A 25,024-nucleotide genomic window follows, 5' to 3' on the forward strand; every position below is an offset into this window, starting at 1 on the left:
CAAAATTTCAGCAGGAATAAAAGCCTTAATTTAACAATTGTCAAATTTGTATTGGAAAGAATATTGCAACAAGCAAGTGTACTTTAATTATTTTATACTTTTTTGATGCAATGCCGAAGTTAGTATTTACGTTATGAAAACAAATGGATAAATTTCTTCATATGAAAAAATCGTTTTTATACCTGCTATTTTTTAGTCTTGCATTTATTATTTCTACACCGGCTTACTTAAATGCTCAAACCACAGAGCCAGAAGTTCAAGAGGTTGTTCGAAACCTATCTAACATTCAGAGTGAATACGATTCTGGTTTTGGTTTTAATGTAGTCATGAACAATTTTGGTTTTGGTTTGGGAGGAGAGTTCCGCAAAGTTGTAGCTCCCAGTACCGAAATAATGGCCAGCTTGCGAGTGGGGGGATTGAGAGATGCGAGTGAACAAACCTTTACCGATTATTTCTTTGGCCAGCAGATTATACCGAACAAATACCAGCGGGCATTTGCTTTTCCATTATTACTGGGAATCAGGCACCGGTTATTCTCAAATATTATTCAGGAAGATTATAGGTTTTTCCTCAGCGCTTCTATAGGTCCGGTGGCTTCATTTTCCTATCCTTATTTTGAGGATAATAACAATAATGGATACCGCGAGCAGTTTAGCAACTATTTTGAGCCTGTTAATGATATACTTTCCGGGTGGAATCAGGGAGATTGGCATTTAGGCGGAACCGGCGAAATGAAAATCGGACTGGATATCGGTGGAAATTTTGCAAGATTAAATTCCATAGAGTTTGGTTACTATTTCTACTATTACCCTGATGGGATACAGATAATGATGCCGAACCAACCTGTCACACAATTCAACAGGGAAACCGGCAGGCAAGATTTTGTTGTAATAACCGATCCGGAAACCGGCGAACAAACGCTTGAGCTGGAGCCATTCTTTGATGCTCAGAAATTTTTCGGATCACCCCAGATCACCTTTACGTTCGGCTGGTTGTGGTAGAGATATTGCCTTTCTATAGGTCGTAATTTTTGATGATTTCTGATAGAGTAGCTCGCCTGCCGATTGCATTTTTCGGCTGGCGAATCCCATTCTCTTTATACTATAATTTATTTCAGGAATTCAGTAGCCGCGACAGACTCTGAGCCGAAAACTATTCATCTTTCCCACTTTATGCTAACTGTATTTAACAGTACATTACAGTGATGCAAATTTAACTAACTAAATTAAGATTATGAGTTTGATAGAAGATATTCATGCAAGGCAAATTTTGGATTCACGGGGAAATCCAACTGTAGAAGTAGATGTATCCCTGAGCAATGGAATTTTGGGACGAGCGGCGGTTCCCTCCGGGGCCTCGACAGGCGTTTATGAGGCTGTTGAATTGAGAGATAATGATGAAGACTATTTTCTCGGTAAAAGTGTAAAAAAAGCTGTTGAGAACGTAAATGGCAGTATTGCCGATGAGCTTGTAGGATACCCGGCTTACCTGCAGACCGAGATCGATCAGATTATGCTTCAGTTGGATGGTACTCCCAATAAATCGAAACTGGGGGCAAATGCCATTCTGGGCGTGTCGATGGCGGTTGCAAAAGCAGCAGCTCAGTCAACCGGATTGCCGCTCTGGAGATATCTTGGAGGTGTAAATGCGAAAGTGCTTCCCCTGCCTATGATGAATATTATCAATGGTGGTTCGCACGCAGATAATAATGTAGATCCACAGGAATTTATGATTATGCCATCCGGCGCGGATACTTATAGTAAAGCTGTACAGATGGGAGCAGAAATTTTCCATAATCTCAAAAAGGTTCTCTCATCGAAAGGATACAATACATCCGTAGGGGATGAAGGTGGATTCGCTCCGGATCTCAAATCAAATGAAGAGGCCGTTGAAGTGATTCTCACAGCCATTGAAAAAGCAGGCTACACACCCGGCGATGAAGTATTGATTGCACTCGATCCGGCTGCATCTGAATTTTACAATAAGGAAGATGGAGTGTATGAATTTAAATGGAGCGATGGTTCCAAACGAGATTCCGACGAGATGGTTAGTTACTGGACCGAATGGGCTGAAAAATATCCGATCATCTCTATTGAAGACGGAATGGATGAAGATGACTGGGATGGCTGGAAAAAACTGACCGACTCCATTGGTGATAAAATTCAGCTTGTGGGAGATGACCTGTTCGTTACCAATACAAACAGGCTTGCAGATGGTATTAGCAAGGGAGTTGGGAACTCTATTCTCATCAAAGTGAACCAGATTGGAACACTTACTGAGACGCTGGATGCCATTGAGATGGCTCACAAAAATGATTATACAGCCGTAATTTCACACCGGTCCGGTGAAACAGAAGATACCACCATTGCCGATATTGCTGTGGCTACGAACGCCGGACAGATTAAAACCGGATCCATGAGTCGTACCGATCGAATTGCCAAATACAATCAACTTCTGCGAATTGAGGAGGAGTTGGGCGAAAGTGCCATTTTTCTCGGTAAAGACGTATTTGGATTTTAAAAACAGTCGTGAGTCTTGAGATTCGAGTCGTGAGGAATTTTAAGTAGGCCGGTCAGCTTGCCCGGCCTATTATTTCCTATATTTCAAATTAATTCATTCTTTGAATTCTATTTGTTGGGTAACGGACAGGCTGTCCGTTGTACTTGTACTCAAGACTCACTTCTCAAACCTCATCATGAATGCGCATCAATCGATTAAAACTTCAATATTTTCGAAATCACGAAGAGACTGAAGTTGAATTTGCACCCCATCTGAACCTGTTTACGGGTCCAAATGGCGCAGGCAAAACGAACTTGATTGACGCCATTCATTATCTCTGTATGACCCGAAGTTTTGTGGCTTCGAGTGATCGGTATGTAGCCCATCAAGACGAAAAATATTTTATGATTGATGGGGATTTTGAAGGTGAAATTCGTTCATCATTCAAAGTAAGTTGCAGCTATTCGCGGGGAGAGGGAAAAAAGATTTTTGTAAACGACAGTCCGTTGGATCGCCTCTCTGATCTGATCGGTATGATACCGGTAGTGGTGTTAAGCCCGGAAGATCGTAAGTTGACCAGTGAGGGCCCTGCCGAGCGGCGAACGTTTCTCGATAGTATGATCAGCCAGATATCACCGAAGTATTTGCGGGATCTGATTAAGTTCAGGAAAATCAGAAAGCAGAGAAATAAACTTCTGCAGGAATATCACGGACCGCTTTCAATGCTCAAATCATATTTGGAGCCCTGGGATGTTCAGCTTGCAGAAACGGGTGCTGCTATCATCCTAAAACGGGCTGAAGTGCTGGAGAAGTTCAGGGAGTACCTGGCCATACAGTATGTGAGCATTACCGGGCTGAATTTAAAACCATCACTGCGATATGAATCGATCTGCGAGGAGTACGAATCATATGAGCAGATTCGTGGTGTATATGAAAATCAGATTGAAAGCAATTTCGAAAAAGAAGCGGAACGCGAACAAACTATTATCGGGCCGCACCGAGATGAAGTTGTTTTTTACCTGGGCGATATTGAACTTCGTAATTACGGATCACAAGGGCAGCACCGGCTGTTTTCTATGGCGCTGAAGATGGCACAACTATTTTATTATTCTGATGAGTTAGATGATCTGCCCATTATGTTGCTTGACGATGTATTTGGAAATTTGGATCAACAAAAAATTGATGTAATTACCGAAGCACTGACGAAACACTCGGGACAGACGTTTATAACATCAGCGTCGGAGCGCCCTTTTGATAAAAAAATGTTTGAAAGTATTGAACAAAATGCGTGGTTTACGGTAGAAAATGGAACAGTAAGCAGTAAATTCTGATATGGCATTCGGAAGAAAACCCAAATCACTGGAAAAACTTCTGCGCGAGTTTATGGATAAGATTCCGCAGAAAACAGAGCTGAAGCGCGGTCTTGTTCTTCATTACTGGCCGGAAGTGGTAGGAGAAAATATCAATTCTGTTACAGAAAAGGTTAAATTTGAGGGTTCAAAACTTATTGTAATTGTAAAAAATGAAGCATGGAGATACGAGATTCATTCTAACCGTTACTCAATTGCAAAACGGTTGAATGATAAAGTGAATGCAAAAGTGGTAAAAGATATCGTTGTTCGAACATGAAATAATTGCACATATTTGCAGGTAAGATGAGTTACTTTAATTCCATAACAGAGTGGGTTCGTGGTTTATTCTCAGATGAAGGAGGTATAGGAGGGGAGGGTTCCGATATTGATCAATCTGAAAAACGCGAGAAGATTATAGCCTTTAGCATTGCGTTTTTTATATCCGTCTGCCTTTGGTTTATTGTGAATTTAAGCCGGGATTTTAATGTAACCATCCAGGTGCCGATCCAGGTGGCGAATGTGCCCGAAAATGAGATTGTAAGCAGTGAAATTCCTGAAGCTGCAACGGTAAATATATCTGGCGAAGGGTGGAATATTATCCCCGTTTATAACAATCCTCCTCGCCTGTTGGTTACAGCTCAAACCGAAGATGTAAACCTGTCTGAACAGTTAAGAAATCAAATCAATGCTTTTTCCGACCTGAATATTATCCAGGTGCAGCCTGCACAAATTTCTATTGAAACCGAAGAAAAGGCAACTAAAAAGGTACCGATTGTAAGTAATGTTCAATTGAATTTAAGAGAGCAATTCAGACTTTTACATGACCCGGAAATTACACCAGATAGTGTAACCATTTCCGGCACTGCTTCCGCAATTGATTCTGTTACTGAATGGCAAACGAAAAAGGTTCAACTGGATGCTCTTAATGGTGATATTCAGCGAGATGTAGAACTTGAAGAACCGGGTTCAGGCTTAAGCCTGGAAATAGAAGCAGTGAATTTCCAGGTTCAGGTAGCTGAATTTACGGAGGCAGAAGTTCGTGTACCCATACGTACCGTTAATCTCCCTGCCGGGCGGGCCGTTACCTATAATCCATCCGCTATAACGGTTCGGTTTGATGTTCCCCTCAATCAATATTCACAAATCCGGGATTCACGGCCTTTTCGGGCGTATGTTGATTATTCAGTGATTGAGCAGGATGATTCGGGCCGTGTGGAACCGGAAATTGAGATTGTAAATGAAGATTTCAACATCCGAATTCGAAGCTTTCAACCGGAAAGAGTTTCCTACTTTAGAATTGTGCCTGAATAGAAGCTGAGTCATCCGATGATTATAATCGGAAATTGTACTGATCAAGCTATCTCACTCATCGGATGACTTCTATAATCTCTCCTTTCCGCACTTCCCGATGCAAAATATGGGTACGTGTTTAGCGGTTTGAGTCAAACAACCTGACAGAACGCCGTGCTTTTCGGTTCCTGTCAGTTGTGGGATAAGGCATTCCCCTCGAAAACCGGCCAACGCGACTCTGACAGGAGCTATCGCACTGCCAAGGTAAATACATACAAAAATTGTCTCCTGAAATTTAATTCTCAGCTTCAACAGTTTCATCAAACGGGCTGAGAACGTCCTCAATGGATCGGGCATTCGGGAAAAACTCAAGCAGTTCCAATAGCACCTCATCTACCAATACATCCGGGCAGGAGGCCCCCGATGTAAGTGCAATACGAAGAGTAGGCTGATCTACGGGCAGCCAGTTATTTGTGACAAGCATCTCCTTTTTCCACTGATTGAAATGGCGAATTCGTTCAGGTGATTCAAACTCACTTGCATCCCGAATATGGTATGTGGGGCAATGATCCTCAAGAATTTCAACAAGATGCATGGTGTTGGACGAGTTATATCCCCCCACTACAATTGCTAAATCCGGTTCTGCCTTTGCCAATGCATAGGTAGCCGACTGATTTTCGTTTGTAGCATAACAGAGTGTATCGGAAGTATCTGCAAAATGATCGAGAACATTACTTTCGCCAAAGCGTTTGGCGGCAGCCTCTTTCAGGATCTCCATCACTTCCTGTGTTTCTGTAGCAAGCATGGTAGTTTGATTGATGACGCCAAAGTACTCAAGATCTACCAGCGGATTGAATCCATCGGTGCTCTTATGCCCGAAATGAGTTTCAAAATCTTCAAGAGGCCTCTTTTCTGTCATGATATCTGCAAGGATTTGGGCTTCTTCCGGATTTAAAACAATCACCACGGGGGAGTGATTTGCACTGTGAGAAAATGTTGCCCGTGTCTCTTCGTGCCGATGTTTTCCGTGAACTACCAGGCTGTAACCTTTTTTACCAAGCTGGCTTCCCCGATTCCAAACTTTTTCTACAAACGGGCAGGTGGTGTTGTATTCATACGGATCAATACCTTGCTTTTTTAGCTTCTCCTGGATTTCGAGTGTGGTTCCAAAAGCCGGCACGATTACAATATCATCCGAGTCGAGTGACTCTATTGGGATATTTTCTGATCCGTCTGTTTCAAAAAGAAACTTTACACCTTTTTCCTGAAGGTCTTCATTTACGGTGGGATTGTGAATCATTTCACTTAGAAGATAGATCTCCTGATCAGGATTTTGTTCAACCGTTTTATAGGCGATATCGATAGCATTTTCCACACCGTAGCAAAACCCAAAATGCCTGGGGATCAAAAAAGAAACCGGGCCAAAATTAAGAGTTGTTGGAGTGAGATCTTTTTTCCGGGGGTCGGTAATTTTGTTAGCCTCCTTCACCTTTCGGATCACAGGAGATTGGTACATTACAGGGATGTCGAATTTTTTGCGTGCCATGAAATGAATTTAATCAAAGGTGGTTTAATTCCCCGACCCTCTGGGTCGGAAAAAAGATAAAAGTCCCCCTTCGAAGGGGGAAGCGAACGGAGTGAGCTGGGGGATGATGTTCTGAGTTTTGAATTGACCAAGTCTTGGTTCTGAAGCATAAATGATCATCCCCCATTGCCCCCTTCGAAGGGGGACACTTCACAATAAGTGCATAAATTGTTAAAAAAATTTGGATTATAAGTTGATACCTCGTAGGCTCTGCCCCGAGGTAGTTCATTCTTTGTCAGATTAACGAGTAAAGATAAGGAATGTTTGGAAGTAACATAGCTGAGCGGGGAAAGATTCAGCGATGAATGAATTCAATTTGAGTCCTATTGAAATCTTAAGATTCAAGACTCCGTTCTACTTTCCCACAAAGAACACGGCATTAGCAATCAACAGTTTTCCATTTTCCCAAAAACCACGATAGAGCGGATTGTCGATAAAATAGACCACCTGTCCTGAACCGTGTGGCTGAACTCCAAAAGAGAGCGTGTTTTCAAGATCCTGTTGTGCCTTGTAACCCGCAAATCCACTCATGTTTGCATCACGCGATTGAACAGCTCCTACGTTCCATCCGGAATCCAGATATTCAAACGTGTCTTCACCTGTTTTTAAAGAGTAGTAGGTATCACTATAGCCGTATGCCAGCGGATGGGTATTGTCAACGGAAACTTTAAAGATAGACCCGGGTACATTTGAGCTGACCCGGTTTCGGTCACGGTTTTCATACGGCTGAAGATTATCTTCATGGGTGGGTGCATCTTCATTAATGACTTTCCGCTGAAGCTGAAACCCGTCTCTTCCTGCTAATATTCGATTGGTTTGTCCAAAGCTGATTAGCGTACCGCCATTGCTGGTCCAGGAACTGATTTTTTCAATTGCCTGATCCGTTAAAACATCTGTGTAATAACCAGATGGGAGAATCAGAACGTTGAATGAGTTGAGGTCTGCCCTCATCAGATGATCGGTATGAATCAGAGTGGCAGGATAGTCGATCTGCTGATCAAAAAAGTGCCAGATTTCGCCTGCATTCAAAGAGGATGTACCTTCACCGATCAAAAGTGCCACTTGTGGTTTCTCAATGAATTCAACATTATCTGAGCCAATATCAGATCCACTCGATACATAGCCTGTCGGTGAACCGTATATGGTTCGCTGATATTTTTCAGCAGCATCAACAACAATTTCATCAAATGAACCTCCAAGCTGCCGGTTGTTATTTCTTGTGATGATCAATGAACCTTTTTTATAGGAGTTTCCATCAATCACAAAATCCACTTTCGAAAAGCGACTTTTCACACCTTTTTTAGTGATATCAGCCAGAAACCGGGCATCATTCAATGAGTTCCACTCCAGGATATATGCGTATGGATTTTCAGTACCGGTAATTTCGGCCGATCTGAAGTTATCGGCAGAGATCTTCATTTCCGGGTTGATTCGGTTTTCCAGGGCATATCCCTCCAGGCCAAAACGGTAATGCGCTTCCCAGGCGGTAATGTCATAGGTAAGCGAATCGGAAAGCTCAGGATTCGGCTCAAACAATACACGCACAAAGTTTCCCTGCGGCTGATAGGCACTAACAATAATATCATTTTCAGAAATAGAAACTCGTTCCGTTTCGCCGGTTGAATAATCGTATCCATCCACTGTTCGATCTTCACCGGCAGTGCCGTATGTGATCTGATTCCGATCCAATTCAGAGAGCAGATGATAGATTTTGTCCGGGTTATTGTCCGCTTTAATTACGAATGTTTTGTATTGACCGCCCGGATTTTCCCTGGCTTCAGTAAAATAATTCTGGAACTCATCAATCAACCGGTCAGCATTCTCAGAAGCGATCTCCACCGTTGACATTCCCGTGGTATAATGGTGCAGAAGCCGGTCTTTGAGTGTAAGTGTATCTCCCTCTTCTTTGTGAATTTTAAGTCCTGCTCTGCCGCCACCGGCCTGCTCATACGTCATGCCAATTGCACCATGAAAGGTCGGCCAAGTGTCACCATAGCCGGGGTAAAACAGATCAAACTGTTCTTTGGTAAAGTAGAACCAGCCTTCTTCGTCAAAATATTTGATGTGATTCTCGCCGATGGTAGTTTGAAATTCGCGTTGCCAATCGGTAATCACTTGGTGAAACGGCTCGGCCGCCGGCGCAAAATAGTAGGGATCATTGTACCCCTGTTCATGGTAATCCACATGAATGTGCGGGTACCACTGTTTGTAGATTTTAAATCGCTGCTGAGTTTCTTTCTGAACCTGCCAGGCCCAGTCACGATTCAGGTCAAACAGGTAGTGGTTCGAACGTCCGCCGGGCCATGGTTCATGGTGTTCACGGGCTACGAATTTGGCATCCGGTTCTTCTCCAGCTATCTGTTTATACCAGTGCACATACCGGTCACGACCGTCGGGGTTAACCATCGGGTCCATGATGACAACCGTATTTTCAAGCCAGGATTTTGATTCGTAATTCCGGGGCTGAACCAGTTCATAGAGCGTTTTCATAGCCGCTTCACTGCTGGATGTTTCATTTCCGTGAACGTTATAACTCAGCCATACAATGGCTTTTTTGTTTGATGTAGTTTCTCCACCCTCCAATCCGGTCATTCGAAGATTATTCAGCCGGATCTCCTCCAGGTTTTTATGATTTTCGGGAGTTGTAATCACCAGGTATACCAAGTCACGATGCTCATATGTCTCTCCATATTTTTGAATGGTGGCGTACCCCGACTCCTCAGCAACGTGGGTTACATAATCCAGGACCTTGTGATGGGGAGTCCATCGATCTCCGATTTCATAACCCAAAAATTCATCAGGCGATTGGAGTTGAGCGAATGCTGGTGTGATATATAAAAAGGAGAGGAATAAACTACTTAAAAGTAAAACCTTTGTTTTCATTTTGGAGTGCCTGATGCGCAAGTCGATTTATTTATGAAAGTTAAAAGTGAGCAAACTTAACCAAAAAATAAAAATGTTTTATACTTATGCATGATTTATTTAATTTATGCATAAATATAAATCAACAATCAACTGAGATGAGAACCACACTTGATTTACCGGAAGATCTGCTGCAAAAAGCGATGAGGTTATCCAACCAAAAAACAAAGACATCTACAATCATTTTGGCACTCGAAGAACTTGTTCGAAAATCGACCCTTTCCGATATAAAAGATTTTAAAGGAAAGGTTGATCTTGATATTGATATAGACAAATTAAGAGACCGCCAGAAGTGAACGTTATTATAGACACATCTGTCTGGATAGATTATTTTAAACAGGGTGAGCAAACATCAATCGTTGATGTACTTATTGACGAAAATCTAATCACAACAAATGATATAATTCTTGCTGAATTAGTTCCCTTCTTGAGAGTAAAAAAGCAAAAAAAACTTATCAGACTACTTTATAAAATCAGAAAGTTACCTTTAAAAACTGACTGGGATGAGATTATTGAATTCCAGGTAAAATGCATTCGGAAAGGTATTAATGGTGTTGGAATTCCGGATCTTATAATTGCCCAGAACTCCAAACACCATCAATGTAAGTTATATTCATTAGACAAACATTTCCGACTACTTAATGAAGTTGTAGATGTAGATCTATTTGACTAATGATAAGTGACGTATCTTTTAATTAAGTGTATACTCAAGAGTAATTTCCGCATCTAACAACTTTGATACGGGACAACCTTCTTTAGCACCTTTCGCAATTTCATCGAATTTCTCCTCGGCAATATCGGGCACTTTAGCCTGAAGTTGCAGGGCGCTTTTAGTAATCGCCCATCCGCCATCTTTTTGATCCAGGCTAATGGTCGCTTTCGTCTCAATAGAATCGGCTGTGTAGCCTTCTTTTTCCAAAGCAACACTCAAAGCCATGGCGTAGCATCCGGCATGTGCGGCTCCAATCAGCTCTTCAGGATTTGTTCCTTTTGTTCCGTCTTCATTTTCAAATCTTAGTTTTACTGAATAGGGCAGATCGGTAAAAGCGCCACTTCTGGGTGTGGTTAACGTTCCCGATCCTTCAGTTCCTGAACCATTCCAAATTGCTTCTGCTATACGTTTCATAATTGTAGGTTAGTTATTGATTTATGTTATGATTTAGTGTCTCTAAGAAAACGTCAATCTCTGCGTTCCACTTGCCTCAAAAATGCTCATGTACACGTAGTACATTGCGCTTTTTGAGGCTTCGCGCGCCTTGACCTTGACGTTTTCTTAGGACACTATGAATTTTCTTACAAGCATGATTTAGATTCATTCATTTAGAAGATAATATCAAAAGGGCGTTTGCAATATTTCTTTCACCATTATGATCGAATCTCAAGTTATCACTCGGGTAATTTACAATTCCATTTTCTGTTTTGTTTTTGATCCACATCGCGGTAGATCCGCCGCCATCTAAATTCAAGGCGTCTTTCGCTCCAAGGTTCGCTAAAAAATTTGTTAATTCATGGATTGTCATTCCATACGCCTGGAACGACCGTCCATCAATAGTAACCAAAAACAAGCGCCTGTCGTTTGTTATGGCGACCGCAGTTCTCGGATGCCTGTTTTGATGAAACGAATTATTATTGAATGATTGAATTTCGGATTCAAAAATTAAAAGAGGCCCGGAAGTCAAAATATTTTCAAAGTCGGCGCTTATCCATCCTTCTGCCGGTTTCTTTAAAATTTGAATGGGTTGATTCTCTGACCAACCCAAAGCCCCGCGCTCATTAAATGGATTACGATTTACATGTCCTTCATGAATGACTGTTTCGTCCACTTTTAAGAAAACAACAGATCCACCTGATTCCCGATTAAAAAAAGAGCCATTTACCGCAACCAACGCATTATTCTTAGATGCAAACTCACTCGTTTTGATCAAACTATCTTCAAGAAAAGCCAGCTCGAATTCCGTTTCTATGCTGTCTAAAAATAGTTCCACCAAATTGATACTCTGTTTGGAGTCAAAGAGATCATCTCCTTTGTAGTTTTTCCAGTAAATGCCTTTATCAAGTCTTTCTGTAGTCCATGTAATATTCGCAGCAGAATTGTCTGATGAATCCTGAGCCTTAACTACATCGAGTGAGAAAATGAATGAAATCGAGAATACAAGTAAGCACCCTCTCAGAAGATATGTATGTAGAGTTCTCTTCAAATCTTTTTTCTGATTTAATAAGACTACGAATAAAGTAAACAAAAAAGAATGAGATTGGGATTGAAATTTCAGCAACCTTGAAAAAAAACTTCCGTAATGATGGTTATCAATATTGATAATTGAGTTTTGAATCAAAAAAAGGATGTACAGATGAAAGGAAAAAAACTATGGATAACTCTTCTCTTTCTGATGGTATTGGGCAGCGGTGCCTTCTACTTTTTGCAGGGTGATTCATCATCGAAAGAGGGAGAGCAGGAGCCATTTGTAGTCGCCGAGATCGGAACAGTTGTGGAGAAAGCATTGGCGGTGGGTACAATTGAGCCGGAAAATGAAATCGAAATTAAATCAAAAATATCGGGGGTAGTTAATAGAATTTTTGCTGAACCGGGAGACTATGTTACACAAGGACAACCACTGATTGAAGTAAAGCCGGACCCAACACCGCTTGAACTTGCCGAAGCAAAACGGAACCTGGAACGAACGCAGATTGAGAAGAAAAGCCTCGAGAGCGAAATGCAGCGTATGCAGAAACTGATGGATCAACAACTCGTTTCTGCCCAGGAATATGAACAACTGGAGCAACAATATGAGGATGTAAAAATTCGTCTTCAAATCAGCCAGGAACGTCTCGACCTTCTTGAATCGGGTAAAATTTCCATTGGTGATACAGTTATTGAATCGGTGATTCGCGCTCCGGTTGACGGTTACATACTGGAAAAAATGGTAGATATCGGTGAGCCGGTTGTTCCGCTAACATCCTACCAGGCCGGTACAGCACTCATGAGTCTTGCGGGAATGGACAAATTGCTCTTTAAAGGAACCGTTGATGAAATTGACGTCGGTAAGATGCAGGAAGGCATGACCGCCGAAATTAAAATTGGTGCATTGCCGGATGCAGTTGTGTATGGAGAAGTATCCCGGATTTCACTGAAAGCTACACAGGAAGATAATGCCACCGTCTTTCCGGTTGAAATTACAATAACCAATACAAATGGTGTAACGCTACGTGCCGGGTATTCTGCCAATGCTGATATCATTATCGAACAGGTGGAAAATGTGATTACGATTCCTGAGCGAGTTATTACTATGAAAGACGGGAAGAACATCATTGAGATTCCCGGCGATGAACCCGGCAGCCGCGTTGAGAAAGAGATTGAACTCGGCCTGAGTGATGCCATCACCGTTGCTGTAACCGGGGGACTTTCCGAAGGCGATAAGGTTTTTGAACGGCCTGTCCGAACTCTGACTGTTAGATAATGAGAATCCCCCTTTGAAGGGGAAAGTGAAGTGAGCGTTTAGCGAATGAACTCGGGGGATGTCCCACTACGCAAAGCGAACACCCCTCTGAGTTTTTCAAGAACTTTTTGAAAAACTCTGTCTCCCCTGAAAGGGAGATTTATTGTAAATCAAATTTGAATGCTGAGTTTTAATCATCCATGTCCATCCTAAGTCTATTTACAGACCTTTTTCGAAATCTGAACCAACAGCGGCTGCGGAGTTTTCTCACCATTTTTGGGATTATGTGGGGAACGGCTACACTGATTCTGCTCCTGGCCTTTGGCGTTGGGTTCCGTGATCAAACGGTATTGAATATGCGCGGGATGGGAGATCAGCTTGCCATTATGTTTCCGGGGCAGACCACGAAAGCATTTGAAGGATATGGAGTAGGCCGCCCCATTCGATTTCGTGAAGCCGACGCCTGGATGCTAAAACAGCAAATTCCGGCGATGGATGTTGTGCTGCCCGAGTACATGCAGAATCTGCAAATATCGTATGGAGAGAAACGTCGGAATTCATCCGTGGGTGGCGTATTTCCGGAGTATCAAGATGTTCGGAATATGTACGAGCAGCAAGGCGGTCGTTGGCTGAATGAGGATGATATTGAAGATCAACGACGTGTAATTTTCCTGGGAAACCGCCTGGCTCAAAACCTGTTTGAAAATGAAGATCCCATCGGAAAGAAAGTGTTGATGCAGGATACTCCGTTTACTGTAATTGGGGTACTTGCCGAGAAGATTCAAAACTCATCGTATTCTCAGCAAGACCAGGATCGGGCGTTTATTCCGGCCACCACGTTTTCAACCATGATGGGAACCGATATCGTCAATAACATCATTTATACTCCGCAAGACCCGGAATTAGCTGAAGATATTCGAACGCAAGTATATGAAGTGATGGGCCGAAAACATCGGTTTGATCCATCGGATACAGATGCCATCGGACTTTGGGATACCAATGAGTTTTGGTCATTCATCGATATCATGTTTTTGGGAATTAATGGTTTCCTTGGGTTGATTGGATTTTTTACGCTTGCCGTAGGAGGGATTGGAGTCGCTAATATCATGTTTGTGGTAGTGCAGGAGCGAATGAAGGAGATCGGTATTCGGCGTTCAGTTGGTGCCCGGCGCCATCATATTATGGGTCAGTTTTTCCTGGAAACGTTTTTGATTATAGGATTGGGAGCCGGGGCGGGCTATGTTATCGGATGGCTTTTGGTTCAGGCCACGCAAAATATTCCGATTAAGGAATTTGTAGGTGCTCCTTACTTCTCGCCGGAGGTTGGGTTGATTGCATTTGCCGTTTTAGGATTTGTAGGATTTGCAGCCGGAATGCTTCCGGCATGGCGGGCATCGCGGCTGGATATTGTAGAATGTTTGAGGAGGTAAAAAGAGATCTCCCCTTGAGGGGAGTGCCGAAGTGAAACGAAGGCGAGGGGTGTCGGTTGAACGAGTTTTTAAGCGAGATTCTCAATTCCTGACACCCATCTGCTTTATCAGGAAAAGCCTGATAAACCTGTCTTCCCTCAATGGAAGATTTGAAAACCAGATATATTTGAAACATGTGGCGAAATTTATTCAGAGAATTCTTTTCTGATCTTGGAAAACAAAAACTGAGATCTTTTTTAACGCTTTCAGCAATCGCCTGGGGTACACTTTCAGTGATACTTCTGCTGGCGTTTGGTCGCGGATTGGGAACCAGTATGATGGAGGGAATGCTGGGTGCGGGTAATCAGGTCATTGTGATTTATGGCGGGCAAACGAGCATGAACTACGAAGGCCTTGGAATTGGACGGGCCATTCGATTTACCGAAGATGACGTTGATTTGATTGAACGCGCCGTACCGGATGTGCAATACTCAAGTCCACAGTATGGACGATGGGGAGCTACCATTGAATACGGTGATATTCGCACCAACACCTATATGGAAGGCGTAGATCCGGATTTTGAGATTATGCGGACAATGTATCCTGCGGCAGGGGGGCGCTTTATTAATGAGAAAGATGTGGATGAGATGCGGCGAGTTCTCTTTTTAGGAGATGAGATCGCGCAACGAATATTCCAGGATGAGAATCCCGTCGGAAAAGAAGTGATGTTAAATGATGTGCCTTTCACAGTTATTGGGATCATGCAATCCAAAATGCAGACCTCTATGAACAACGGTCCGGATGCTGACCGCGCCATTATTCCACACACGACTTATCGAAATATTTACGGCGACCGAAATGTTGGCTCAATTTTGATCCGGCCCAACGATCCGAATAAACAGGAAGAGATCAAATCAGCCGTTACGAATATTTTTTCAAACAAGTACAAGTTTGATCCGGCAGACGAGCAGGCCATGCCGATGCGGGATTTCATCGAAATGGAAGAGATGAACCAGAATGTTGCAACCGGCCTGGAAATTTTTCTCTTCACAGTCGGATTTTTTACGCTGATGATTGCCGGTGTGGGTGTGGCAAACATCATGTTTGTCATCGTGAAAGAGCGTACACAAGAGATCGGTATAAAACTTGCGGTGGGAGCCAGAAAAATACACATCATCATTCAGTTTGTTTTTGAATCACTCTTCATATCCTTCTTGGGTGGAATGCTGGGGATGGCAGTCTCCTCAGCAATTGTCTATGGAGTGTTGGCCATGAATATGACAGAAGGCGCCGGTCAATTTCTTGGCAAACCGGAAATCTCACAACTTGCCGTTATTGTCACAGTGGGTGTGCTGGTACTTATCGGGTTGATTGCGGGCATTTTTCCCGCCATAAAAGCCGCAAAAGTTGATCCGGTGGAGTCTTTGCGGTATGAGTAGGGGAAGGGATGCGAAAAGTCATTGACGAGCTGTCAAGCAAAGACTTCCCCAACTGTCGCAAGTGACGCTACCCTTAACACTTACGCCAGTCGCGGGGTAGGGGGGTCAGGAGGCTGGGAATGGGTCCGGCACAAGCGAGACCTTTGCGCTCTCAAACAAACCCGTCAGACCGCTCCAAGCGGTCAGACGGGTAAACTTATCCCATTATAAATTTTTTGTAAGGGCTGTAACAGATTCGGCTCATACTATAAAGAACCCGTTTACCAGTTATCAAAATAAGTGTCATTGAAGATCCAACTGGCACAAGTGACGCTTCGCTGAACACTTGCGCCAGTTGGGGCTTAACGCTTGCACCAGTCGGGGATTCTGTAATCTAAAATTCCAGGTACGTTATTTAATCAAAACCATCTTGCGGATCTGAACAAAATCATGGGTTTTCAGGCGATACATATAAACGCCGCTGGCAAGATTTCTTCCGTCAAATTCAACATCGTGATATCCGGGCTCCTTGTTTCCACTCTGTATAGTTGCGATACGGGTGCCGGAAAGATCAAAGACATCAAGAGTCACAACAGATTCCCTGGCCAGGTAATAACGAATTGTAGTAACGGGGTTAAAAGGATTGGGATAGTTTTGGTCCAGGTCGGTATCTTTGTTGATTTCATCCAATATATCTGACTCAGAATTCTTTAAAAGTGTGATAAAAAACTGCTCATCAGCCCTTTTTTCGAGTGTTTTCGTTCTCGCCAAAACACTCCATTTTAAAGCATATTCACTTTCAAAAGTGATGTCAGCCTGCTGCAGAATGTTCGTCAATTCCCGGTAAGTCATTGTATGTTCTATCTCTCTGCCAACATCTATCTCAGCCAATGGATCAGAAAAATCATTAACCGGTTTGTCCAGCAGTAAAGTAAAATCAATATCGAGGTCCGTTTCACGAATATTCCATTCAAAATTCAACGTGCTGTCGGGATCGCTGTCAATTTGAATGGCCGTCTCATCAAAGGGCTTTTTAAGATGAAAGTTGCTTAGATAATCATTCGTCAATTCAGCTTGCCCGGATGCCACGTTTGAGTATGCCGATAACCCGTTCGCATCTTTGGCCTGAACCCGGTAGTGATACAGTTTTTCACCAATAGTGGTATCGGAGTATGAAGAATCGCTGTCCTGAACGGTATCGATTCTTTGAAAAGTTTGACCATCATCTGAAGATCGCTCAATAATAAATTCAGTTTCTTTAACGGAGGAGTGGTTCCAGCTTACATCCAATTGATTTTCCACTGTACTGGATACGGTTACCCTCGCAGGTGCATCCGGGGGAACTCCATACGTCAAACGTTCATTTAGCTGTGCCCTGTAGAGTGATTGCGGAATGGGGTCGGTATTCGTTCCTTCAATATATCCGGCGGGATGGTCGTAGACTCCATCACCGTTCACCTTTCCCTTATTCCCGATTCCATAATTTTGGGCTGTAGGCGGTTTTTGAATGAAAATATACTGTCCGCCCGCATCTACATTCCAGGCTACGGAGTGTACGGCTCCCCATCCGTGCGAGGACCCAAAATCGCCGCGGTTGTACAGGCCAAGCACAAAATAGGTCTGCGGATTTTCGAAGATAACATTGTCGTAAAGAAGGCCCTGGCTCCATCTCTGGTGTCCTTCTGAAGAATTCAAGGCACCATTGGAGTGAGCGTTCAAAAATACAATGCCGGATGCCACACTTGCACCGTTCGAAACAAAAGACAGGCGGCCATTGCTGGAGTTTATATTCTCAAAAAGAATATTATTTGAAAATTCCAGAGTGTTAAAATTGTATCTCCTTCCACTGTTTTGAGACGAATGCGGTTCGAGTGCCCCGGAGTTTGCAATGGTTATATTGTTTGAATTTGTAGTACCAAAACCTGTGTACCTAAAATGAAGAACATTCACATAACGGGCCCAGCCGTTTTCAACGCCATTAAATAACACTCCATTTTCAGCATGATTTTCTGAAGTTTGTCCGGAGGTTTGAATTTCAATCCTCAGGTACTCAATCCCGGATTCTTCAACAAGATTTTCGCAACCCAGCGGATAGACCCAGGTTTTGGAAAGGGAACGGTCAAGATGGTTGAAAACAGGGGCATCAATAGAAATAGTGCTGTCTTGAATTCCCGTTATTGTTCGGTTGTAGTAGATTTCAATATAACCCTCTTCCCAGGGTGGATCGGTAGCCGTGTCGCCCCCGTTTATAGAATCGAGCCATTTTTGTAAACTCCTGTGACGCAGTATGATATTATCGCCAACTTCAAAAATACTGATGTCTGCAACTGAAAAATTTCGCGAACCAACCGGTACAAACTCGGTAGTTATAAATGTTTCCGGATCTCTGTAATGTTTAAACCAATCATATTTCCCCGACCCGATTTGGATAACCGTTCCCCGAAATGATTTTGAAACCTCCAAAATAGTTGCGTTTTCAGGATCGGGACCACTGCCAGACCCGCGTAAAACCACACCGGAGGCTTCGATTCTCAGTTGATCTGAAATTTGATAGACTCCCGGTTTTAACAGAACGGCACCGCGAACACCATTTTTATCAGGGGGTAATCCCTCAACGGAAGAGATGGCTCCTTTAATCCTGTTGGTATCATCTCCGGGTTGAGGTTCCACTGAAATTTTAACCGGGTAGTAGGGGAGTTCAGCTTCGCCGTTTCGGTATCCTGCATGACTGAAATCGGGAATCCTGTTTCCTTCATGGTCTGTGTAGTAGGTAAGTCGGTCTCCATTGGATTTTAAAACGGAGGAGTCGTGCTGAGCATATACCGGTATGATCAAAAATGTCACCAAAAAGAGAGATGTTAAGAAATGCCCGAATATTTTAGAGTACTCAATCATATGCTTTACTCTCCGTTCAAATAACGATCCTCTGTCTAAATACTGCTATTAAAACTGTCTTCCTGCTATAGAAAAATACGAAACAACTATTAAGTAAATCTAAAACAATCTTATACAAAGAGCTAAAGTCGATGATTTTTATTGCGGTATTACGGGTGTCTTTGCGCTTCTGCATGTTTTAAAATTGAGCCCGTTGTAACGAACGCTGCCATCGTACATGGTGAACCAGATATAGCCTCCGCTGTCTTGATAGATTTCAGCTGAAGATATTGCAAACAAAACACCCGAAGAGATCGCTGATATGATTGAGAAGATACTGAAGCCGCCGAAAGAGTGATTAGTTACAAGAAACCTCCAAGGTTTTGGAAACCTTGGAGGTTTTAAAGATAACGAGATCATTTGTATTCATCCGATCAGGTACTTGAACAGAACAACTGGTGGGTAACATGCCGAAAATGTGGATGAAGAAGCGTCCCTGAATGCTTTCGGGATACGCCTGGTACCGGCACGGTTACCAATCGTTCCGATGGAACGAAAGCGGGTGGTTGTGCCTCTCGATTAGTTACCCACCAACCCTTCCTGACGGAAGGGAAAAGTATTCTATGAATGAGTGGCTTTTTGAATGTATTACTTCACTTACCGATACAAAATCGCGAGAAAATCGAGTCCAGCAAATCCTCCGTTGTAATCTCACCTGTAATCGTCCCCAGCTCTTTTAGCGCGGCACGCAGGTCGATGGCCAGCAGGTCACCGGTCATGCCGCTGTCGAGTGCCTGGATGGCACGCTGAACGTTTTCCCTGGCTTTTTGGAGCCCATCGCGGTGGCGGGAGGAGGTGACGAGCAGGCTGGAGGTATCGTAGTCTTTGTTTTCGAGGGCGCGCTGTTTCATTCTTTTTTTGAGCGGTTCGATGTTTTCGCCTTCGAGGGCGGAGATTTTCAGATCATAGTGGAGGCGTTCGTCTTTTGGGGTTCCGCGTTCATCGCCTTTTATACTTTCCGAGGTGCCGGACAGAGCCTGCCCCGACCCCTCGGGGCTGTCCGGCGTACTTTTGTCGAGTTTGTTGCCTACCAGCAGGAAGGGTGTTTTGGAGGCCCGTTTTTGGAAGGAGGCGATCTCTTCCCGTTCGTCGGGATCGATCGGTTGGGAGAGGTCTTTCAGGTACACGACGAGGTCGGCCTGTTCGAACGCTTTTTGGGAGCGTTTTACGCCTTCGGCTTCAATGATATCTTCGGTTTCGCGAAGGCCGGCGGTGTCGATCAGTTTGAACAGGAGTCCGTCGTAGCTCCAGTCGGCATCAATGGTATCGCGGGTGGTTCCGGCGATCTCTGTGACGATGGCCCGTTCGCTTCCAATAAGCGTGTTCAGAAGCGTGGATTTTCCCGCATTCGGCCGGCCGATGAATACGGTTTTCACGCCGTCTTTTACAAGCCGTCCGGTTTCATACGTATCCAGCAGGCTGCCGATCTCCTCATCCACCTCAACCAACAGTTCCCGAAGCTGCTCTTTGTTGGCAAACTCCACATCCTCTTCGCTGAAATCGAGTTCCAGCTCCACCATCGCCGTGGCATCGATAATCTGCTGACGAAACTTTTTGATGTGCTCGCCCAGCCGTCCCTCCAATTGTTGATGAGCCGCATCCACCGCTTTGATGCTTTTGGCGTGAATCAGATCGGCCACCGCTTCAGCCTGACTCAATTCCAGTTTACCGTTCAAAAAAGCTCGCTGGGTAAACTCTCCTGGTTTGGCGGATCGAACACCTTGCGCCAGCACCGTCTCCAAAACAGCCTGTGTGACCAAAACCCCACCGTGGCAGGAGATCTCCAATGTATCTTCCCCGGTGTACGATCTCGGGCTTCGAAAAATCGTGGCCAGAACTTCATCAACCACATGGTTTTCTTTATTGATAATTTTTCCGAAGTGGACGGTGTGGGATTCGACCTCTGCAAGATTTTTTCCTTGAAAACACTGGCTCACTTTCTCCATCGCATTCTTCCCGGATACCCGAATCACAGCAATTCCACCCTCTCCAACAGGAGTGGCGATGGCGGCGATAGGATGTTCTTGTGAGATTTCGTCAGTCATTTGTAGTCTTTTTTTAATCTGCCTAAATATAACTGTAAATAGAGAGGATGAATAATGTTTGAAATACCATCAATGATAAAAAAGCCAGAATATGTTTTAAATCACTTCGTTTTATATATTCTATATATAAATATATAATCAATACAATATGATTATGGCACTGAGTATAAAAAATGCTGAAGTGGACCGGTTAGCCAGGGAGCTTTCTGAAGTGACAGGGGAAACTATTACAGAAGCTATTTCGAAGGCTTTGAAAGAACGATTGGAGAGGAAGACCGGAAGGCCAAAAGGGAAGCAAATCCAGGAAGAGATCAAACGAATTCAGAATCGTGTTGCTCGGTTGACTCGTTTAGATGAACGTTCTGATGAAGAAATCCTGGACTATAATGAAAAAGATTTGTTTGGGTAAGGAGAGTATCTAAAGATAATTGTTGGATTAAATTCAAATTTTAGCTTTAAATGAGAATATTTTAAATATCGATCTATTTGCGAATTGGTAGTTTTCTCAACCTGTAACTACTCTTTTCAATAACAACAATAGCGCCTTCATTCAATTCATTCTTTGTTTCTTTGATGATTTGCGAGAATGATTCTTTGATATTCTCTACCGTAAGAGGCTGAATTCTAAAAATAATGACAGAAGGTTTTGAAGATCCGCTAACAGCTAACAATTCACCAAAATCAAGATCGTGTGTAACAATTACCGATTTATTTTTAATGGCATGTTCACATATTTCCCAGTCAGTGGAACCATGAAAACCTGATTTGGCCCCGATAATAGTTTTATGACCCTCACCTTCTAAAAAATTGGCAAATGACAAGGGAATATTGATGTCCAGAAAAAATGTCATTAAGAAGCTTGTTCAAAAGGAAAGAATTTATCTTGCATCATCCTGGCTGAAAATGCCAATGCTTCCATGATATCCTCTTTAGAAAGAAATGGAAATTCTTTTAAAAGTTCCTCAACCGACATACCTGCAGAAAGATATTCTAAAATGCTTGAAACAGGCATTCTGGTACCATCAATCCTGGGTTTTCCAAAACATATTTCAGGATTAATGCTGATTCGGTTATAGTCGGGGTGTCTGATTTCCATGTTTATAAGTAAGCTAATTTTCAATCAAATTGAAACTATTGTCGAGTCAAGAATCAAATGTCGGTTAAAAATTGAGGCTGTCCAAAAGGATGTCATTCTGAACTCGATTCAGAATCTCCAATCTTTAACTATGTTTGGAGATACCGGATCGGGGTCCAGTATGACAAAAATCAAAAATTGATTTCCCTCACATTTTCTTTTTGGACAGCCTCAAAATTATAACTCCATTCAGTAAACCGAAATTTCATACTTGGCATAACACTATATTAGAATACGTATTCGAATTGGGAAAAACTGAGTGTCAACGATAATATTCGTCTCTGTGTTTCTGTGGCTACTCAACGATCATGGCGAAAGCCTCTTAATCACCCAGTCTTCCTCCTCAAGCGTATAACAAATCCGGTCGTGAAGCCGGTTTAATCGTCCCTGCCAAAACTCGATGCGGTGCGGCACTACCAGAAATCCGCCCCAGTGCGGCGGACGCGGAATCTCATCACCAAACTTCTGTTCAAACTCTTTCATTTTTTCTTTGAGAACAGATCGTGATTCAACCTCCTCACTTTGGCTGGAGGCCCAGGCTCCCAACTGACTGGCTACCGGCCGGGATTTGAAATATTCATCTGATTGCGTATCCGGTACTTTTTGAGCATTTCCTTCAATATGAATCTGCCTCATCAATTCAGCCCAGTAAAACGTAATCGAGACTTGCGAATTGTTTTGGATGTGGCGGCCTTTTCGGCTCTGATAGTTTGTATAAAATACGAATCCGCTCTTATCAAACTCTTTCAGTAGAACAGTTCTTGAGGATGGCTGACCCTTTTCGCCGACTGTTGTTAATGTCATCGCATTGGCATCTGCAGAGACTTGCTTAACAGCATCCTTAAACCATTTTGTAAATTGATTAAATGGATTGAAATCGACGGACTCTTTATCCAGGGGGATACCTTCATATTCACGCCGAATCATGGCAATGGCCTTTTTGGGATCCTGAATTTCATCTTTCGCAGGCATCCATCGTTTTATAAATCTCGAAATATTTACCATGGTATAATTTTTAAATTAGGCCGGTTACCTGATGAGTGAGATGACCGAAAAAGAACTACCCGTCTGACCGCTTGACTTGCCCTCCATAGCCTCAACTACGTTAAAACTTCGTAGAGCAGGCTTGGCCGATGGAGGGTGCGGTCTGACGGGTTCACTCATCCGATGATTTAATGTTAATATCTTCAAAAAGTAATGGATTTTCTGCAAACTGGTAATCCTGAACCGGTGTACCGCCTATCAAATGTTCCTGGATAATTCGCTCCAAAACATCCGGCGAACAGGAGTGATACCACACCCCCTCAGGGTAGACAACGGCAATCGGTCCGCGTTTGCAAATACGCAGACAGTTCGCTTTGGTTCGATAAACACCGCCTTGTCCGTCAAGGTTCAACTTCTTCAACCGTTTCTTGAGGAATTTCCACGATTTTAAACCAATCTCTTTTTTGCAGCATTTCGGTTTGGTTTGATCCGCACACAAAAAAATGTGCCGTTTGATGGTGGGAATGTGGAGTTTTTCCGCTTCTTTGCGAACCTTTTTGTTCATCGGTACAGATTTTATGGCCAATATAATTTCATTACGAAAGATAGGATGATTTTTGGTTAATTAAGAGAATGGATATTGACAAAATTGAGGGAACAATAAAGGTTTTTTGTAGAAGGCTTACGCCCTTTCAGGGCTGATGGAATTTGGTGCTTGCATAATCCATAGCGCTTCGCACTATGCTGCTGATTTTGCTCCGTTGGAGCAACGTTGAAATTAAGCTATATGCCCATATTTTCGATATTGTAATTTTAAAGAATGAATGTTTTTAGAATTTTCAGCTTATAAGTAATTAATTCAGCTCTTTTGGGATTGTGGTAATGTCCGGGTTGTTCACTTCCCTCTTAGAATATATTTAATCCCGTAAAATGCTTCGGTGGCTAGTCTCAGGGACAGGGATTTTTTTACTTGAGCTCTTTTGGAGTTGGAGTAATTCTTCATCAGTGTTGGATATTATGGATTGGTATTCGGTTTAAAAAAGAAAAGAGGCCACTTCAAGAAAGACGTATAGGTAACCTTAAATTTTTTGGACGTGTTGATACTTCGTGGACTCTGACCGAGGAAGTTCATTAAAACTGTAAGGAATTGAAAAATCCTGGTTCATACAGATATAAGAAGAGTCCCAAAAGGGACGACATCAACAGCATAGTGCGAAGCGCTATGAATAGAATAGAACGAATTAAAAACAAAAGCCCCGAAGTGGGCGCAATCCATAATTCAACAAGCAATGCCACAATCATTATCCAAGGTATATACGCATATTATTTTCAGCACCAAACACAGAGTAAAATTGATCGATAAACAGATCGAACCCCATCTGTACAACTATCTCGGTGGAATTTGCAAGAATTTTGAATGCAATCCGGTTCAAATTGGAGGACATAAGAATCACGTTCATCTTTTATGTCTGTTATCAAGGAAGATATCCCAAATGAAATTGGTTCAGGAATTGAAGCAAAATTCATCAAAGTGGATCAAATCAAAAGGGGAGAAATACAAGGATTTTTATTGGCAGGAAGGATATGGAATTTTCTCCGTATCACCGAAAAATGTAGATAAGGTGAGTGATTATATTCGAGATCAGGAATCGCATCACAAACATCTTTCATTCAAAGATGAGTTCAGGATGTTTTTGGACAAATATGGGATGGATTATGATGAACGTTATGTGTGGGACTAAAATTAAAGGGCTGGCTTACGCCCTTTCAGGGCTGATGGGATCTGGTCTGCCATTATTCCATAGCGCTTCGCACTATGCTGTTGATCTTGCTCCGTTGGAGCAATGTTCGAGCAAATTAATGGGACTGGATTTCTGAAAATTGTAAGGAATAGAGAGATATCGGTTCATACAAATAAGAGGCAAACAAAACAGTTAATAGTGTCACTAATGTATGAAGAACATTTCAACACAATTAATGATGGAATCAAAGCAGAAAAGAAAGTTCCGAAGGAACG

General features: G+C 42.8%; 22 protein-coding genes. 12 read left to right on the forward strand and 10 right to left on the reverse strand.

Going from position 1 to position 25,024, the window contains the following annotated elements; genetic code table 11:
* The first annotated feature begins 143 nt into the window (after window positions 1-143).
* The 5 genes from U5K72_16305 to U5K72_16325 all read left to right on the forward strand — a co-directional run bounded on the left by U5K72_16305 (window position 144) and on the right by U5K72_16325 (window position 5,162).
* Window positions 144-1,001, forward strand: a complete 858-nt coding sequence (locus tag U5K72_16305) for a hypothetical protein (GenBank protein MDZ7720379.1) — start codon at window positions 144-146, stop codon at window positions 999-1,001.
* A 232-nt stretch (window positions 1,002-1,233) separates the two neighbouring features.
* Window positions 1,234-2,520 (forward strand): phosphopyruvate hydratase, encoded by a 1,287-nt coding sequence (gene eno / locus U5K72_16310; protein ID MDZ7720380.1) that lies wholly within the window; start codon window positions 1,234-1,236, stop codon window positions 2,518-2,520.
* Window positions 2,521-2,699: 179 nt separating this feature from the next.
* Complete coding sequence (locus U5K72_16315; protein MDZ7720381.1) at window positions 2,700-3,830, forward strand: DNA replication/repair protein RecF; 1,131 nt, start codon at window positions 2,700-2,702, stop codon at window positions 3,828-3,830.
* 1 nt (window position 3,831) lies between these two features.
* On the forward strand, window positions 3,832-4,128 hold the full coding sequence (locus U5K72_16320; GenBank protein ID MDZ7720382.1) for a DUF721 domain-containing protein: 297 nt from the start codon (window positions 3,832-3,834) through the stop codon (window positions 4,126-4,128).
* A 26-nt stretch (window positions 4,129-4,154) separates the two neighbouring features.
* Window positions 4,155-5,162, forward strand: a complete 1,008-nt coding sequence (locus tag U5K72_16325) for a hypothetical protein (protein ID MDZ7720383.1) — start codon at window positions 4,155-4,157, stop codon at window positions 5,160-5,162.
* 274 nt (window positions 5,163-5,436) lie between these two features.
* Here U5K72_16325 and U5K72_16330 read toward each other — a convergent pair whose 3' ends face one another.
* Together U5K72_16330 and U5K72_16335 are read right to left on the reverse strand one after the other, a co-directional pair.
* Entirely contained in the window at window positions 5,437-6,687 is a 1,251-nt protein-coding gene (locus U5K72_16330; GenBank protein ID MDZ7720384.1) for a 4-hydroxy-3-methylbut-2-enyl diphosphate reductase, read from the reverse strand.
* Between the two features lie 393 nt (window positions 6,688-7,080).
* Complete coding sequence (locus U5K72_16335) at window positions 7,081-9,609, reverse strand: M14 family metallopeptidase (GenBank protein ID MDZ7720385.1); 2,529 nt, start codon at window positions 9,607-9,609, stop codon at window positions 7,081-7,083.
* Between the two features lie 137 nt (window positions 9,610-9,746).
* Here U5K72_16335 and U5K72_16340 point away from each other — a divergent pair, with 137 nt between their 5' ends.
* Complete coding sequence (locus tag U5K72_16340; GenBank protein MDZ7720386.1) at window positions 9,747-9,944, forward strand: type II toxin-antitoxin system VapB family antitoxin; 198 nt, start codon at window positions 9,747-9,749, stop codon at window positions 9,942-9,944.
* Entirely contained in the window at window positions 9,941-10,321 is a 381-nt protein-coding gene (locus U5K72_16345; GenBank protein MDZ7720387.1) for a PIN domain-containing protein, read from the forward strand. Before U5K72_16340 ends, U5K72_16345 begins: the two co-directional genes overlap by 4 nt.
* Window positions 10,322-10,339: 18 nt before the next feature.
* On the opposite strand, the gene U5K72_16350 is transcribed toward U5K72_16345, so the two are convergent.
* Both U5K72_16350 and U5K72_16355 read right to left on the reverse strand, forming a co-directional pair.
* Window positions 10,340-10,774: an OsmC family protein gene (locus U5K72_16350; protein ID MDZ7720388.1), complete on the reverse strand. Its 435-nt coding sequence runs from the start codon at window positions 10,772-10,774 to the stop codon at window positions 10,340-10,342.
* A 190-nt stretch (window positions 10,775-10,964) separates the two neighbouring features.
* Window positions 10,965-11,846: a phosphodiester glycosidase family protein gene (locus U5K72_16355; protein MDZ7720389.1), complete on the reverse strand. Its 882-nt coding sequence runs from the start codon at window positions 11,844-11,846 to the stop codon at window positions 10,965-10,967.
* Window positions 11,847-11,996: 150 nt separating this feature from the next.
* Between U5K72_16355 and U5K72_16360 the strand changes: the two genes are divergently transcribed.
* From U5K72_16360 to U5K72_16370, 3 genes are all read left to right on the forward strand, one after another.
* Window positions 11,997-13,103: an efflux RND transporter periplasmic adaptor subunit gene (locus U5K72_16360; protein MDZ7720390.1), complete on the forward strand. Its 1,107-nt coding sequence runs from the start codon at window positions 11,997-11,999 to the stop codon at window positions 13,101-13,103.
* Window positions 13,104-13,282: 179 nt separating this feature from the next.
* Window positions 13,283-14,512, forward strand: a complete 1,230-nt coding sequence (locus U5K72_16365) for an ABC transporter permease (protein MDZ7720391.1) — start codon at window positions 13,283-13,285, stop codon at window positions 14,510-14,512.
* Window positions 14,513-14,685: 173 nt separating this feature from the next.
* The gene (locus tag U5K72_16370; GenBank protein ID MDZ7720392.1) at window positions 14,686-15,930 is read left to right on the forward strand and encodes an ABC transporter permease; all 1,245 of its coding nucleotides are present in this window, start codon (window positions 14,686-14,688) and stop codon (window positions 15,928-15,930) included.
* Between the two features lie 390 nt (window positions 15,931-16,320).
* Here U5K72_16370 and U5K72_16375 read toward each other — a convergent pair whose 3' ends face one another.
* Both U5K72_16375 and mnmE read right to left on the reverse strand, forming a co-directional pair.
* On the reverse strand, window positions 16,321-18,804 hold the full coding sequence (locus U5K72_16375; protein MDZ7720393.1) for a T9SS type A sorting domain-containing protein: 2,484 nt from the start codon (window positions 18,802-18,804) through the stop codon (window positions 16,321-16,323).
* A gap of 632 nt (window positions 18,805-19,436) precedes the next feature.
* On the reverse strand, window positions 19,437-20,888 hold the full coding sequence (gene mnmE / locus U5K72_16380; protein ID MDZ7720394.1) for a tRNA uridine-5-carboxymethylaminomethyl(34) synthesis GTPase MnmE: 1,452 nt from the start codon (window positions 20,886-20,888) through the stop codon (window positions 19,437-19,439).
* A 154-nt stretch (window positions 20,889-21,042) separates the two neighbouring features.
* On the opposite strand from mnmE, the gene U5K72_16385 reads away from it, so the two are divergent.
* Window positions 21,043-21,297, forward strand: coding sequence for a type II toxin-antitoxin system VapB family antitoxin (locus U5K72_16385; protein MDZ7720395.1), 255 nt, complete (start codon window positions 21,043-21,045; stop codon window positions 21,295-21,297).
* A 73-nt stretch (window positions 21,298-21,370) separates the two neighbouring features.
* Here U5K72_16385 and U5K72_16390 read toward each other — a convergent pair whose 3' ends face one another.
* From U5K72_16390 to U5K72_16405, 4 genes are all read right to left on the reverse strand, one after another.
* Window positions 21,371-21,739 carry a DUF5615 family PIN-like protein gene (locus U5K72_16390; GenBank protein MDZ7720396.1) on the reverse strand — a complete coding sequence of 123 codons (369 nt, stop codon included), beginning with the start codon at window positions 21,737-21,739 and terminating at the stop codon, window positions 21,371-21,373.
* On the reverse strand, window positions 21,739-21,984 hold the full coding sequence (locus tag U5K72_16395) for a DUF433 domain-containing protein (GenBank protein ID MDZ7720397.1): 246 nt from the start codon (window positions 21,982-21,984) through the stop codon (window positions 21,739-21,741). Before U5K72_16395 ends, U5K72_16390 begins: the two co-directional genes overlap by 1 nt.
* 345 nt (window positions 21,985-22,329) lie before the next feature.
* Window positions 22,330-23,028 carry a pyridoxamine 5'-phosphate oxidase gene (gene pdxH / locus U5K72_16400; protein ID MDZ7720398.1) on the reverse strand — a complete coding sequence of 233 codons (699 nt, stop codon included), beginning with the start codon at window positions 23,026-23,028 and terminating at the stop codon, window positions 22,330-22,332.
* A gap of 151 nt (window positions 23,029-23,179) precedes the next feature.
* Window positions 23,180-23,572 carry a hypothetical protein gene (locus tag U5K72_16405; protein ID MDZ7720399.1) on the reverse strand — a complete coding sequence of 131 codons (393 nt, stop codon included), beginning with the start codon at window positions 23,570-23,572 and terminating at the stop codon, window positions 23,180-23,182.
* A gap of 724 nt (window positions 23,573-24,296) precedes the next feature.
* On the opposite strand from U5K72_16405, the gene tnpA reads away from it, so the two are divergent.
* Window positions 24,297-24,749 carry an IS200/IS605 family transposase gene (gene tnpA / locus U5K72_16410; protein MDZ7720400.1) on the forward strand — a complete coding sequence of 151 codons (453 nt, stop codon included), beginning with the start codon at window positions 24,297-24,299 and terminating at the stop codon, window positions 24,747-24,749.
* The last annotated feature ends 275 nt before the right edge of the window (window positions 24,750-25,024 follow it).

The sequence above is a fragment of the Balneolaceae bacterium genome, from assembly GCA_034521495.1.
Classification (GTDB): Bacteria; Bacteroidota; Rhodothermia; order Balneolales; family Balneolaceae; genus Rhodohalobacter.

Bases quoted from the DNA above. Each gene is read 5' to 3' on its own strand.
- U5K72_16390 (MDZ7720396.1), bottom strand. From the start codon at position 21,739: ATGACATTTTTTCTGGACATCAATATTCCCTTGTCATTTGCCAATTTT.
- U5K72_16370 (MDZ7720392.1), top strand. From the start codon at position 14,686: ATGTGGCGAAATTTATTCAGAGAATTCTTTTCTGATCTTGGAAAACAA.
- U5K72_16375 (MDZ7720393.1), bottom strand. From the start codon at position 18,804: ATGATTGAGTACTCTAAAATATTCGGGCATTTCTTAACATCTCTCTTT.
- U5K72_16405 (MDZ7720399.1), bottom strand. From the start codon at position 23,572: ATGAACAAAAAGGTTCGCAAAGAAGCGGAAAAACTCCACATTCCCACC.
- U5K72_16330 (MDZ7720384.1), bottom strand. From the start codon at position 6,687: ATGGCACGCAAAAAATTCGACATCCCTGTAATGTACCAATCTCCTGTG.
- U5K72_16360 (MDZ7720390.1), top strand. From the start codon at position 11,997: ATGAAAGGAAAAAAACTATGGATAACTCTTCTCTTTCTGATGGTATTG.
- tnpA (MDZ7720400.1), top strand. From the start codon at position 24,297: ATGCCACAATCATTATCCAAGGTATATACGCATATTATTTTCAGCACC.
- U5K72_16340 (MDZ7720386.1), top strand. From the start codon at position 9,747: ATGAGAACCACACTTGATTTACCGGAAGATCTGCTGCAAAAAGCGATG.
- U5K72_16395 (MDZ7720397.1), bottom strand. From the start codon at position 21,984: ATGGAAATCAGACACCCCGACTATAACCGAATCAGCATTAATCCTGAA.
- U5K72_16365 (MDZ7720391.1), top strand. From the start codon at position 13,283: ATGTCCATCCTAAGTCTATTTACAGACCTTTTTCGAAATCTGAACCAA.
- pdxH (MDZ7720398.1), bottom strand. From the start codon at position 23,028: ATGGTAAATATTTCGAGATTTATAAAACGATGGATGCCTGCGAAAGAT.
- U5K72_16335 (MDZ7720385.1), bottom strand. From the start codon at position 9,609: ATGAAAACAAAGGTTTTACTTTTAAGTAGTTTATTCCTCTCCTTTTTA.
- U5K72_16320 (MDZ7720382.1), top strand. From the start codon at position 3,832: ATGGCATTCGGAAGAAAACCCAAATCACTGGAAAAACTTCTGCGCGAG.
- eno (MDZ7720380.1), top strand. From the start codon at position 1,234: ATGAGTTTGATAGAAGATATTCATGCAAGGCAAATTTTGGATTCACGG.
- U5K72_16350 (MDZ7720388.1), bottom strand. From the start codon at position 10,774: ATGAAACGTATAGCAGAAGCAATTTGGAATGGTTCAGGAACTGAAGGA.
- U5K72_16315 (MDZ7720381.1), top strand. From the start codon at position 2,700: ATGCGCATCAATCGATTAAAACTTCAATATTTTCGAAATCACGAAGAG.
- U5K72_16305 (MDZ7720379.1), top strand. From the start codon at position 144: ATGGATAAATTTCTTCATATGAAAAAATCGTTTTTATACCTGCTATTT.
- mnmE (MDZ7720394.1), bottom strand. From the start codon at position 20,888: ATGACTGACGAAATCTCACAAGAACATCCTATCGCCGCCATCGCCACT.
- U5K72_16385 (MDZ7720395.1), top strand. From the start codon at position 21,043: ATGGCACTGAGTATAAAAAATGCTGAAGTGGACCGGTTAGCCAGGGAG.
- U5K72_16325 (MDZ7720383.1), top strand. From the start codon at position 4,155: ATGAGTTACTTTAATTCCATAACAGAGTGGGTTCGTGGTTTATTCTCA.